This window comes from Peribacillus sp. FSL E2-0218 (assembly GCF_037992945.1).
Taxonomy (GTDB): Bacteria; Bacillota; Bacilli; order Bacillales; family DSM-1321; genus Peribacillus; species Peribacillus simplex_B.
In genome coordinates, this window is sequence record NZ_CP150304.1 from 1,231,226 (window position 1) to 1,243,599 (window position 12,374).

9 protein-coding genes and 1 riboswitch are annotated in these 12,374 nt (G+C 40.7%); of the genes, 3 read left to right on the forward strand and 6 right to left on the reverse strand.

From position 1 onward, the window contains the following. Nucleotides 1-690: 690 nt before the first annotated feature. From MHI53_RS05875 to MHI53_RS05885, 3 genes are all read left to right on the forward strand, one after another. Nucleotides 691-4,050, forward strand: coding sequence for a CDP-glycerol glycerophosphotransferase family protein (locus MHI53_RS05875; protein ID WP_340372999.1), 3,360 nt, complete (start codon nt 691-693; stop codon nt 4,048-4,050). Then, the gene (locus MHI53_RS05880) at nt 4,032-6,119 is read left to right on the forward strand and encodes a CDP-glycerol glycerophosphotransferase family protein (protein ID WP_340373000.1); all 2,088 of its coding nucleotides are present in this window, start codon (nt 4,032-4,034) and stop codon (nt 6,117-6,119) included. The genes MHI53_RS05875 and MHI53_RS05880 overlap by 19 nt, the downstream gene beginning before the upstream one ends. 65 nt (nt 6,120-6,184) lie before the next feature. Continuing rightward, nucleotides 6,185-6,384: riboswitch (cobalamin riboswitch) on the forward strand. 161 nt (nt 6,385-6,545) lie between these two features. Then, nucleotides 6,546-6,785, forward strand: coding sequence for a hypothetical protein (locus MHI53_RS05885; RefSeq protein WP_340373001.1), 240 nt, complete (start codon nt 6,546-6,548; stop codon nt 6,783-6,785). Nucleotides 6,786-6,810: 25 nt separating this feature from the next. Here the strand turns inward: MHI53_RS05885 and MHI53_RS05890 are convergent, their stop codons facing one another. The 6 genes from MHI53_RS05890 to MHI53_RS05915 form a co-directional block, all read right to left on the reverse strand. Beyond that, nucleotides 6,811-6,999 carry a hypothetical protein gene (locus MHI53_RS05890; protein ID WP_061143120.1) on the reverse strand — a complete coding sequence of 63 codons (189 nt, stop codon included), beginning with the start codon at nt 6,997-6,999 and terminating at the stop codon, nt 6,811-6,813. Nucleotides 7,000-7,090: 91 nt separating this feature from the next. Further along, entirely contained in the window at nt 7,091-7,294 is a 204-nt protein-coding gene (locus tag MHI53_RS05895) for a YheE family protein (RefSeq protein WP_061143119.1), read from the reverse strand. Between the two features lie 63 nt (nt 7,295-7,357). Further along, complete coding sequence (locus MHI53_RS05900) at nt 7,358-8,554, reverse strand: YheC/YheD family protein (RefSeq protein WP_340373002.1); 1,197 nt, start codon at nt 8,552-8,554, stop codon at nt 7,358-7,360. Continuing rightward, nucleotides 8,551-9,924 carry a YheC/YheD family protein gene (locus tag MHI53_RS05905; RefSeq protein WP_340373003.1) on the reverse strand — a complete coding sequence of 458 codons (1,374 nt, stop codon included), beginning with the start codon at nt 9,922-9,924 and terminating at the stop codon, nt 8,551-8,553. Before MHI53_RS05905 ends, MHI53_RS05900 begins: the two co-directional genes overlap by 4 nt. Next, nucleotides 9,921-10,991 carry a YheC/YheD family protein gene (locus MHI53_RS05910; protein ID WP_340373004.1) on the reverse strand — a complete coding sequence of 357 codons (1,071 nt, stop codon included), beginning with the start codon at nt 10,989-10,991 and terminating at the stop codon, nt 9,921-9,923. The genes MHI53_RS05905 and MHI53_RS05910 overlap by 4 nt, the downstream gene beginning before the upstream one ends. A 16-nt stretch (nt 10,992-11,007) precedes the next feature. Then, complete coding sequence (locus MHI53_RS05915) at nt 11,008-12,369, reverse strand: YheC/YheD family protein (RefSeq protein ID WP_340373005.1); 1,362 nt, start codon at nt 12,367-12,369, stop codon at nt 11,008-11,010. Nucleotides 12,370-12,374 lie beyond the last annotated feature (5 nt).

Genomic DNA, 12,374 nt, shown 5'->3' on the forward strand with positions numbered 1-12,374 from the left:
AAGAGAATGCGTAATCAGTTCCAGACAATTGACTGATGGAAGGAAGAGTGAGAGGTTTTCATGCTTGTAAAAAGCGTAATAAGCCATTTAGACTGTAGGCAAACTCGCAAATAATGGAGGCTGCTTACAGTTATTTTTGTTGATGAGACCGTAATCATGATTAAGAGGTTGGACTGCGATCGTTCCTTTCCACTTCATGCACTCGCTTATCCGCGAGCGCTCCGTTCCTAGCTGTTTTCAACTCGATAAAAATATTTTTTTGCGCGAACGGATCTAAGAATTTGTGTGAGTGCATGTAAGCTGGATAGGGACAAGTACAGAAGGTAGTAGGTCCGAGTCCCTTTATTATAGGGGGTTGAAGCATATGGATCAGGAATAATCACCTAAAAGAAGGGGAGTGAAAATTAATCAGGTGAACAAAATTAATTTTCTAAAATAAGGAAAAAACACCCACTTTGGTCTCATGAAGTTTTGATGTTATTCGCATGATTTGGTATAATTTTATGTTTAGAAGCATGCAATCTACTAAATAATAAAAAGAACCACAAAATATTAATTTATGGAATTATTAGAATATATTTTAAGCAAGGGATTGTCATGTACAATAAATAACGACTGTTCTCTTATGGGATGATAGTCAAAGAGAATGAACAAAGTGCTACATTACATGGAAAAAAAGGTGATCAACTAGTGGAAGCGATTCATGCAACCGATTTTAATTTAAATGGCTCAAAGATTGAAATAATCCTGAATGGAATTATAGAATCAGCCAACTTGATATTTCGAAATAATGATACAAAGGAAGAACATATTTACGAGCATGTAAATTGTGAAAGTTTGAACGAAGAAACCCGTTTGACCATCACACTTGATAATATGAACTGGCCAGATGTCCATAGGACAACGTATACCATTTTGCTTAAAATGAACGAAGAGTTGTTCAGACTGACAAAGCCTACAATTAAAAGATTGAAGAATCGATTGTTCGCCCGCTCTTATTATCAAATTTCACAAACGGAAACTGCGACCATCTTTCTGAACAAAAAAAATACCCTAAGTATAATGTACGGTAATTCAGCAAGCGTATTCCGTGCCTCCTGTAAAGTGGTTTCAGATACTTTACATATTACAGAGATGGAAGTGGCAGGAGATAAGGCAAGGTTTTTCCATGAAGAAGGGGAGTTAGGTAAGGCATTACTCACTATATATGACCCGGTCACCAAGCATACCTCAGCGATTGGAGCAGTGCAGGGCGAAAAGAATTCACTGGAAGTGGATGTATCCAAGCTGGCTGAAATTCCTACGGCTGCCGATGTGTATGTGGAAGCGAAAGTCGGCAAGGTTTTGAAGTCATTTAAGCTTCTGTTCCATCCAAACCTTGTTCAGACCCATCGTGAGCTCTCCTTTTACGAAATGGATTCTCTAAGTGATGCAACCGAAAGCCAAAAGACGCTGTACTTTGATGAATTCGAAATAATGGGTGACCATCTTCAAGTTCGTTTGATGGAACCTTCCTGTCAGTCCGCTTCCGTCGTTTTTGAAAAGAGTACATCGGTGGAGTGGATACAAACGCACGAATTCAAACAGGATGGGCAACGATTGTTCATTGATTTGAAAAAAATATTTAATGATCGTTTCTTTAAAGAGGGTCAAAAGTGGAAGGTTTATGTCAAAGAGGTTGTGGCCGGGGAAGTGCAGGTAAGGAAATTAAAACACTTTTCAGCACCTAAAACTCCTCAAATGGGACAGGTGCCTCTTGAAGACATAAAAACCCAGGCAATGGCTTATATATCGCCTAAAGCAGAGTTGGGAATATTATTAGGAAAAAGTGAAGAAAAAATCAATAATGCGAGTTTCTATATTACGAAAAATAGACTGCCCATGCATGACTTAAGCTTTCATAAATATGAATTGTCTTTTTCGATAGAAAATATCCAAGATGCCGATATAAACTCCGTGCAGATTGTGATGAAAAATAGACAAAGCGGTGAAATTCATCGGGTGCCGGCTAATGTGAACAAAAGCTCCCGGAATATTGGAATCCACTCAAATTTGGAATCATTCATTAGATGCGGAATCACCCCATCTAGGTGGGACGTTTCCATTGAGATAACGTATGCGAATATTATGGAAGTGAATCGGGTTGGTTTTTACGATCAAAAGAAACTTCCGATGGAAGAAAGGTATTTACGTTCGGTCGAGGTCGATGAGGAGAATGTTTTTACACCGTATTTAACAGCACGGAATGAACTCTCTTTTGTTATCGGTACAGAGTTTGCGCTTCGGCATGAAAAATTAAAGTCAAAAATTCTAATTAAGAATGTGTCTCTAAAAAAATCGATACTTGAAATCGAAATAACGCTTTCCTTGCCAGACGCTGAAAGTTATCAAGTGAAGGGAATGCTACTGAGGCATCGTAATAATGAAGCATTTGCGCAGATCCCGGTTACTGTAAAGAAGAAGAGCATACTAGCCAAAGTCAATTTGGCCGAACATGAATTTGAACAATTTTATTGGGATTTCTACGTATTGGTCGACGTTGAAGGCGAGGACTACGAAATTAAGCTTAAGCGTCCAACAGACCATGTCCGGAAAAAATTGAATGGGACAATCAGGGATCATTCATACCAAAAGGATGCCGATCATGTCGTATACCCTTACATTACAAGGAGCAACTCCCTTGCGTTAACATATAGAATGAAAAGCTTATATGAAGCGCCAATCTACAAGTGGAAAGAAAAATTTTCCTACATCATTTATCAAATGCTTAATAGGTATTATGACCATAAAAATATCTGGCTTGTGTACGAGAAGATGTCCGAAACTGCACAAGATAATGGCTACCACTTCTTTAAATATTGCTACAACGAAAAACCGGAAAGAAATGTCTTTTATATCATTAAGAAAGATTCTCCTGATCTGGCCAACCTTAAAGGGTTCGAGGACCGTGTAATCCATTTCATGAGCATTAAACACTTGGTGTACTTATTCGCTTCCAAATTGCTCATCGCTTCTGAAACCAAGGGCCATTCATATGTGTGGCGTGTACAAAAGGGCAAAGTGATGGAGTATCTGAGAAGAAAGCGGATTGTCTTCCTGCAACACGGAGTTCTTGGTTTAAAGAAAATAGACAGTACGTTAAATAAGGGATCTTCAGAGGAAGTGGATTTGTTCGTTACGTCTTCAGATTTCGAAAAAGAAATCGTGAAAAACTATTTTGGATATAATGAGAAGGATATCATCGTCACCGGTTTGAGTCGCTGGGATGACGTAAACAAAGAAGAAACTCCGATAAAACGCCAAATATTCTTGATGCCTACTTGGAGAAATTGGCTTAATGAAGTGTCAAACGAAGAATTCATCGAATCGAATTACTTTAAAAATTATATCGGTTTATTGAATTCCGAGAAATTGATGGATTTACTTCGGATGCACGATGTCGAATTGAAATTTTATGTCCATCCCAAATTCCAGCCATTTATCGATCAATTCCATACAACTTGTGACCAGATCGAGATCATCAAGTTCGGGGATGTCAATATCAGCAAGTTGATCCGTGAATCGGCGCTTTTGATCACAGACTACTCAAGTGTAGCTTGGGATATGTACTATCTTGAAAAACCGACAATTTTTTATCAGTTCGATCTTGAAGAATATACGGAATTACAAGGAAGCTACATGGATATGAACAAGGAGTTATTCGGTGATCAGGCACTTGATCCGGATGAATTGATCACTTCGATTGAAAATAGTGTGCGTAACAACTTTGAGGAACAAGATATCTTCAAGGAGAAAAGAAGCCATTATTTTGCTAATATCGACAATAAAAATAGCGAACGTATATATGATAATATTGTTAAAAATGAAAAAAGATTGAGGCCAAGGAGAGTTTCCTTCTATAAAAAACTCTCAAAGGTGACCGTGCTGAGAAAGTTGTGGCGCTTGGCGAAGCGAGGGAAAGTAACTAGGAAGCTGGCTTTTTCATTAAGAGATCATTTAATGAATCTGAATGGAAGGGGGACACGCGGCCTATGGAACAGAAGAAGATAATCACGGTGGATAATCTCATAAGTGAAGACGAAAAAATTTCCTTTCAATGCAAGGACCCCAAATCACTGAAAATCATCGGCATTGAAAAAACCATGAAAATCAGATGGACCTTCGATACGGAAATGATCGATTCCAAGATCGTCATCCACCTGAAAAATTTTTCCGAGGAATATTATCAAGCGGCATCCAGATGGGATTTGTATATGGAAGCAAGTGGCGAACTGCATCGAATACAAATTAGCGGGGGAAAGAATGAGTATTTCCATTCGATCCCCTCTATTGGCGTTCAAGTGATCACCCCTTATATTACGGCATCAGGCGGGCTGAGCATTGTCATCAAACAACCGATCCACCTGTCGGATGAGGTACTGTCAGCAAAACTATCACTGAAATCCTTGCGTTTTAAAGGTACTATCCTGACGGGTTCCGTACGCCTTGAATTGAAAGAGGAATATGAACTGGTTGGTATGGTCCTAAAGCAGAGGGATGTTTCGGATAACACGCAGTATATATTCCCTGTTAAAGGAAAGGGTCATAAACTGTCTTTTACAATCGATGTTAAGTCGATGGAATGGCGTCCTTTTTATTATGATTTCTATTTAATGGTCAGGGTTGGGGGGAAGGACCACTATATTCGTTTGAAGAACCCTACGTGCATGGCCTTGAGAAAGTTGAATAAACGACTATTTGGCATGTCGTACACCTTTGATAACGGATATTGGGTGTATCCATATTTGACCGCATCAGGCACTGTGGCACTGACTTATAAGGAAAGAACCGAGTACGAGACGAACAAGCACTTTTTTAAAGAAGTTCTGGCTTCATGGGTTTATAGACTGCTGCTCCCCTATTATAAAAAGAAAAACATTTGGCTGATTTACGAGAAAACCGCTGACAGGGCCCAAGATAACGGATACTACTTCTTTAAATACATCTATGAAAATCATAACCATCAACAAGCATATTACATCATTAAACCTGATTCGGAAGATTACCCGAAATTGGAAAACATGAAAAATAGAGTCGTTGAATTCATGAGCTTTAAATATATGGTGTTCATGTTTGCCGCACAGCTATTGGTATCCTCCGAAACTAAAGGGCATGCATACGACATAAGAATTCAAAAGGGCAGGATTAGAAAAGCGATGAATTATAAGCCGCTTGTCTTTTTGCAGCATGGCGTTATCGGATTAAAAAAACTTAACAGCATCTTTAAAAAATCCAGCATTAACGCACCAAGCCTTTTTGTCGTTTCCTCACCCGAGGAAGGCAAGATCATCCAGAATCATTTCGGCTATAACAAAAACGAACTGATTGTCAGCGGCCTTCCCCGCTGGGATGTCATTGAAAATAGATCGAACGGAAAAAGGATTTTAGTGATGCCGACATGGCGCGTATGGCTTGAAAACTTACCTTTTGAGGAAGTGGAAAAGAGTGAGTATGTGCAAGTATTCAAGACTTTTTTACAATCAAAAGAATTGAGCAGGCTATTGGAGCAGCATGATTTGACGCTGCATTTTTATTTGCATCCAAAATTCAAGGACTTTATCGAACATTTTTCCATTGATAATCAGCGGTTCACGATTTCCAATGAAGAAGACTTGAATACCTTATTGATGGAGGCATCCATGTTGATTACGGATTACTCGAGTGTCGCCTGGGATATGTTTTACCAAAAAAAACCTGTTGTTTTTTACCAATTCGATCTCGAGACGTACAATAAGTATCAAGGAAGTTATATGAATATGGATAATCAATTATTTGGTGATCAGGTTTTCACTACAGAAAAGTTGATTTCGACGATTAACGCCTATGCCGAAGCCGGTTTTGCGGAAAAAGAAGCATTTGGCCAGTTAAGGAAAACATATCTTCCTTATATCGATCATTCCAATAGCCGCCGGGTCTATGAGCAAATTCATGCAAAGCAAGGTCTGTTGAAAAAAATTAAACGCAAGCAGCTGATTACAAGGATTTCGAATAACCCTTTTGTACGTTCACTTTGGAGAAAATTCAACGGTATCAACTTCGTTAAGGGAATGGCGGAAACCATAAGGCTGAAAGCGAGATGATCGTTCATCGCGTGAGCGGATTGTAATCCAGGAAATAATTTGATACATTTAAATGGATGGAAAACTAAATAAGTCTAGAAACGGGTGCGGATATGAAACATCGATTTATCCGCTTAAAAGGGAAGCCGGTTGGAATCCGGCGCTGTCCCGCAACTGTATATGTGAGCGATTCGAGTGATGCCACTGTTTTCTGCAAAAGGGAATGGGAAGGTTCGAAAAGCGTTGACCATGAGCCAGGATACCTGCCTGTTTTTAGCACATCATCAAATGCCTACGAGGATAGGGGATGTTACGTGCGAAAATTGGCAAAAGCATGCTTTCATTTTTAAAAATGAAAAAACATGCTTATTTTTGTTATGCTTCGTTATGCATTCAAACAGCTTCCTTCCGGGAAGTTGTTTTTTTATTTTTTAAGGGGGAATACAAATGTTTGGAACGGTTAAATATTTCACGGATCATCTTAAAACCCAGGTTATGTACAATTTTTCGGGAGGGGAAACGATTTCTTTAAGCGGAAATCGTGAAAAGCTTACAGAGGAAATCAATGGGCAAGCAATAAGTTCCGCTGAAAAGGAATTATTTTCACGTAATTTGGAAGTCGCCTATGAGAGTGTGGTTCGAGAAATGTTCGGGGAAACAAGCCTGCTCCAAAAAGAGCTCTCCTAAAAGAGAGCCCTGGCAATAAGGTCGTCTATTTATTGATGTTAGGATCGGTCTCGTCATAGAAATCATGGGCTTCTTCAATGTTCCGAAGATCAGCGGCCTCATATACATTGCCGCCTGCCAAACCTTCATTGATGTAGCGATCGATGTCAAGGAAGGCGGAATCCCGTCCATCATACTCGCTATCCTTTAAAAAAGTCATTTTTTCTTTGTCCAAAATAAATCCCTCCTAACCTTTTCATTAGTATAGGCATTAGAGGGATTTTTATTCTTTTCAAGCTTTCCTAAAAGCAATTGGACGATACGGTTTATTCATAAACATGATAGACCATCAAGTCATGTATCATGGTTTTGAGTTTCATTTCATCTTCCGTTGCAGGTGGGTTGGCTGTCCATTCGATGGTTCCATCTTTATGATAGAAAGCCTGGATGGATTGTCTATTGTAATAAAAGGAAATTTTCCACCCTGGCAGATTCTTATGCAGCGGTGCCCATTGAAAATGACTGATCATATGTATTACCTCCATATATGCTGTCTCACATTACATTATAATGGAAAACGGCAGCAGGAGGTGTTATTTTATTTTCCTGTTGGAAAAAGTTAATTCCATGAAAAGGTTTTTTAAATGTAAAAGCCGATTAGCTTCGATTTCCTCTTCGTCGAACTGCATGGGCTTGGAGTTCACTTCGTAAATGAAGAGCGAGCCTGATTCGTCTTCACCGATATCAATCGAAAATTCGCCGAGAAAGCCTATTTTTTTTGAAAGAATTTCTCCGCATTTTTGGGCGATTCTAGCCAATGTTAGATTCAGCCTTTTTGATTGCAGGTTTTGATAGGGATAAAGCTTACCGCCTCGAGGAGTGTGTGTAGTGATTTCCTGCAGTTGTGACATTCGTACAGCTTTGCCCGTTACTTTATAAAATCCTTTTTCATAATGGACGAGAACCCTGTAATCGTAACGGTGACCAAGGAGTTTTTTTGGTACGACCGCCCGCTGAGCCAGGTAATTTCTTTTTAATAAGTCCTTTTTTTTCGTTTCCCAGAAAGAAGCGAAGTTCGAGAAAGTCTCGCTGTGTTTCAGGCTGTTGAACAAAAGTGTATCATCAGGATTTTTGCGGAGGGTGTAAATGCCTTTTCCCTGGCTTCCTTTACAAGGTTTTAAGTAGATGTGCCGATGTGTATCAAGGAATGCCTCCAAACAATCGCGCTTTTGCAGGATCGCTGTTGCCGGCAGGTACTTGATGAGGGAACCATCATCAAGCAAAGCTTCGAACATTAGATATTTATCCAGGAAACCTGGATTGAAAAATATCACATGGTGCTCAATGAAATGGCTCATGAGTGATTGGAATTCTGCCGAAGCCTCATAGCCCCTGGAGGGTATACGATTATAAACAATATCAGGAAGCGGCATCTTACACTCGATCCACTTGTTTGAATCGTATGAAAATACATAACCTCTCATTGAACCGGAAGCAAAGTCCTTTCCCGTGAATGCATAGGGTAAAATCCCATGTTGGAAAAGATACAATGATAAATCCTGAAAAAGGGCCAAGTTACCGCCCAACCCTGTTTCCTTTTTCGGATTGAACGAAGTCATTATTCCAACAACGAGCAGCCGGCTTCCGGGAAATTCGGTGATCGGAAAGAGTCTTTGACCTGAAAGCTCATTGCTATAGTTTATCTCTTCATCTGCAGCACCTGCAAAAAGTACTGTATCCTTTTGATCATGGCACCAAGATTCCGAAACGCTATCATAAAAAATATTCATCGCTGCACACTAATGGCGTTTGTAATCGTCTGTTCAGTCAAATAAATGGCATAATCGAGGCTGAGCTTTCTGGTCAACAATTCGAATTCCTTCAGTTTGGGATGGGAGAAGATGGAGCGTCCTGGCTTGGAATTCGCTTCAAACATCCAAACCTGCCCTTTCTTATCCAACCCAAAATCAAATCCGATTTCCGCTATGATGCCATCCAGATGCTTTTCCATGCTTTCGCTTAATAACAGTGCTGCTTCAGATAGTTTGCGTTCCACTTCTTTTGCCTCATCGTCATCTCCAAACAGTTCGGCAACCGTTTTGATGACCCCGCCGCTTTTAATATGGGTTGTAACACTGCCTGCGCCGGCAATTTTGGCAGCAATTGCGGTTACTTGCCATACGCCATTACTGTCCTTGTTAGTATGAACCCGGAAATCGACTGGTCTTTTTTCGGAACGGATGAGTGAGATGCCCTGCTGGACGATAAGATTCTCTAGCGGTCGGTCATGAAATAGGTGTTTAACGATTGATTCCAGTGTGGAGAATTTTTGTAATTTATTCTCCCTTGCTTCATTTGTATAGCGGCAATAGTAAACATTCTCATGCCTATCATAAAGGATCTGGTGAATGCCGAGGCCGAGGCTGCCATGAATGGGCTTGATATAAACCTGACGATAATGGGAAAGAAGCGTCTCTACCACGGATATGGATTGAAATGGATAAGTTTCAGGCAGATATGGCAGTGCCTGCTCATCTGCACATAATCTTTCATTTACGTCCCATTTATTGAAAAACCCCGGATTGAACCAAGGAATGGTATAGTCTTTTTGGAATTTCTGCTTCACTTCTTTAGGGCCGTCGCGATTTTCGGTCAACCGGTTGGGAAGCCGATCATAAATGACGTTAGGAAATGGGAATTCCTGAATGTGCCAATTATCATTCTCGAACACATAGCCCTTGATTGTTTCTTCATCCCAATTGATGACATTCTCCCCAAAAACGAAGGGGATGCAGCCTGTAGTCCGGCTAAGGGAAAGAAGCTTTGAGAAAAATGGCGATCTTTCACCTAGAGGTTTGTTTGACAGGCCAGTGAAACCTGAAGAAAAAATACCTACCAAAGGACCGATATGGATGGTCTTGCCGTAAATGAATAAATGAAGGGGGATATCGGTCAAATCGAATTTTAACGATTCCGCGAGACTTTCCGATAGGACGATGGATTGATTGATGGCCGGGTTTTGTTTCACACTGGCAGGACATGAATGCTGTCCGAAATATATCAATTCGATCTCTTCCAGATCTCCAAGTTCTGAAGGGTAAAAGAGAACGTTGCCAGGGATGACGGCGATTTCGACAGGAAAAGTCTTTCTCACTTTCATTCACCTGCCTTCTGAAGATGATTGGCTAAATATTGGCTATATTGCAGCGGTGCCCGATGAATATCCTTCATGTTCTCCGGCTGCAGTGCCTGGATGATTTTCCTTCCGGGTTTTGAATTAATGTCCAGTATCCATAACTGGCCCTTTTTATCGATGCCTAGATCGATGCCCAATTCGAATAGTCTTTCAAACACAGCCTCGATTTCGGCAGGCAGGGTACGGAGTATATGCTGGATCTTTTGTTCGACCGCAATCGAAATGGTTTCCGGATTTTTTTTGATGAAGGCATCCAATGTTATGGCTTCTCCGCCTGTTGCCAAATTTGAGGTGATTCCATCCTTTTGGCCGGTGCGAATCCCACGGCCCCGTTCTACCCACTGGTTCCTCTCATTTTTTTGCAGCAGGATGCGTAAATCGAACGGTTCATGTTCTTGGTTGCAAAGTTCCAAATATGGCTGGCAAAGGTATTTGTATCGATTCAATAAATGCTGCAGCCATTTGTTCAGCTGTGATGTAGAAGTGAATTGGCGGTCATATTTGTTGCCTTTTTTTGTCATGGATACCAAAGTGCCGTCATCGTTTTTGGAAAGAAGGTAAATTCCCGTACCGCCTGCACCGAATTCAGGCTTGATGATGATTCGATCCAGGCGCTCCAAATGACCGATAATATCTTCAGATGTGGATACTTGGACGGTCTCTGGGAAAAAAGCTTGAAGAAGGGGGTGTTTTTTCAGGGTTTGATAAACTTCCCACTTACCAGGAAGCCCGAGCCCTAAGAAGCTGGAATGTTCTTTTAACCAATTGATTTTATTTCGTGTTTCCGATGGTTGACGCGATAGCCCATGGAAACAGCGATCATAAATATAATCAGGTATATTAAAAGATGCAGCAATCCACGTCTCCTTTTCTTGATCAAACCGTTCGCCCCGCACTTTCTTAAGGTCACTATCAATATTTTCGGGCGTGAATTTACAAACGTTCATATTGAATGGTTTTGCCGTTTTAGCTATTTCGGTGAAGTAGTGGTTTTCATGTGAATCCGACGTTGCCATTAATCCGATTAACACGTGCTAGCAACTCCTTTTATCGATGTTTTTCGCTGTTGAGGGTCAGCATGAAATCTATGATGGATTTTACTGATGGGCGAAAGGTTTCATAATTGCCCTGAAATTTTTTCGAAGGTTTGGAATTCACCTCGATGATCCATGGATTTTTATCGACATCAAGTGCTAAATCGATGCCCAGCTCCCCGAAAGATTCGTCATGGTGTTCAACAATTGCCTTTGCCGTGTTTTTAGCCAGTCGTATCAGTTTTTGATACAAACGGCCAGAATCGGGGTAATCGAATGCTTCCTTGAGGAAATCCGAGCCGTTTTTCATCAAACCGCCTTGTGCAAGATTGGAAACGATGGCACCTTGTTCTCCTATCCGTGCAACCATTGATGAAACCTTCCAGTTTAGCAGTTCGTTTTGGTGAAGAAGGATGCGGAAGTCCACCTTTCTTTGATCGGTTTCGTATAAGGAAATCCCTTGTTGCAGAATGAAGGCTTGCTTTCTGGATAGTTTTTTTAATGTATGGAACAATTGCTCATCTGAGTCGGCAAAAAGCAGTTCCTGTTTTTTTCCGGAGGGCTCGATTTTCCATTTTCCAGATACTTGCGTTAATCTGCATATATTTTTACCTTGACTGCCTGATACCGGTTTAAAATAGATAATCGAATGTCTTTCTATGAAGGTCAAGAATGCCTCCTGTTCGCCAAAAAGTATCGTATCAGGCAAACTTGGCAACAGCTCATTTTCTAAGCTCAGAAGCTGATGAACATCATATTTGGAAAGGAACCTACCGTTGAACATCGGTATGGATTGTGTCTTGAGTTCGGTTTTAAACAGCTCGAATGATGGCGATGCTTCAAGCTTTCGTGAATGTATCCGGTTATAAAACACATCAGGAATCGGGATAGTCAAGGTTTGCCAGCCTTTTTGTTCCCCGACAAATGCTTCGATTATCCCTTCTTGAAGAGACTGCACTTTCACTAAATAGAAGGGGATGCCTTGCTGATTACAATATGATGTCATTTCCTGATAGAATTTTTCCATCTCCCCGAATGTCCCGTCTTGCAAAGGAGATTGATTGATGAGAGCAGCGAAGGAAGGGCCTATTTGAATGTTCCTTTCTTCCGGATGAAAAAAAACGGATATCGGATCTGAAAAGGCAGGCAGTGATAAAAATTGATTCATATCATATGAAAGTTTCAATGTAGGCCCTGATGAAGGGAATGGCTGCACAAGGACAGGGACGGATCGGCATCCAGCCATGATCGTAACGGGTTCTCCGAAATGAAGGCCCCATTCCCCAAATAGCTTTTCTTCGATAAACAGGAGCGCCTTCTTTCTAGTCACTGCAGGGTTTACCGTAATGAAAACCTTCTGATGGTTAATATTCATATCAA

What these genes read in the sequence shown, in the direction of transcription:
- MHI53_RS05915 (WP_340373005.1), bottom strand. Translation starts at nt 12,369, where the DNA reads ATGAATATTAACCATCAGAAGGTTTTCATTACGGTAAACCCTGCAGTG.
- MHI53_RS05900 (WP_340373002.1), bottom strand. Translation starts at nt 8,554, where the DNA reads ATGAATATTTTTTATGATAGCGTTTCGGAATCTTGGTGCCATGATCAA.
- MHI53_RS05895 (WP_061143119.1), bottom strand. Translation starts at nt 7,294, where the DNA reads ATGATCAGTCATTTTCAATGGGCACCGCTGCATAAGAATCTGCCAGGG.
- MHI53_RS05885 (WP_340373001.1), top strand. Translation starts at nt 6,546, where the DNA reads ATGTTTGGAACGGTTAAATATTTCACGGATCATCTTAAAACCCAGGTT.
- MHI53_RS05905 (WP_340373003.1), bottom strand. Translation starts at nt 9,924, where the DNA reads ATGAAAGTGAGAAAGACTTTTCCTGTCGAAATCGCCGTCATCCCTGGC.
- MHI53_RS05880 (WP_340373000.1), top strand. Translation starts at nt 4,032, where the DNA reads ATGGAACAGAAGAAGATAATCACGGTGGATAATCTCATAAGTGAAGAC.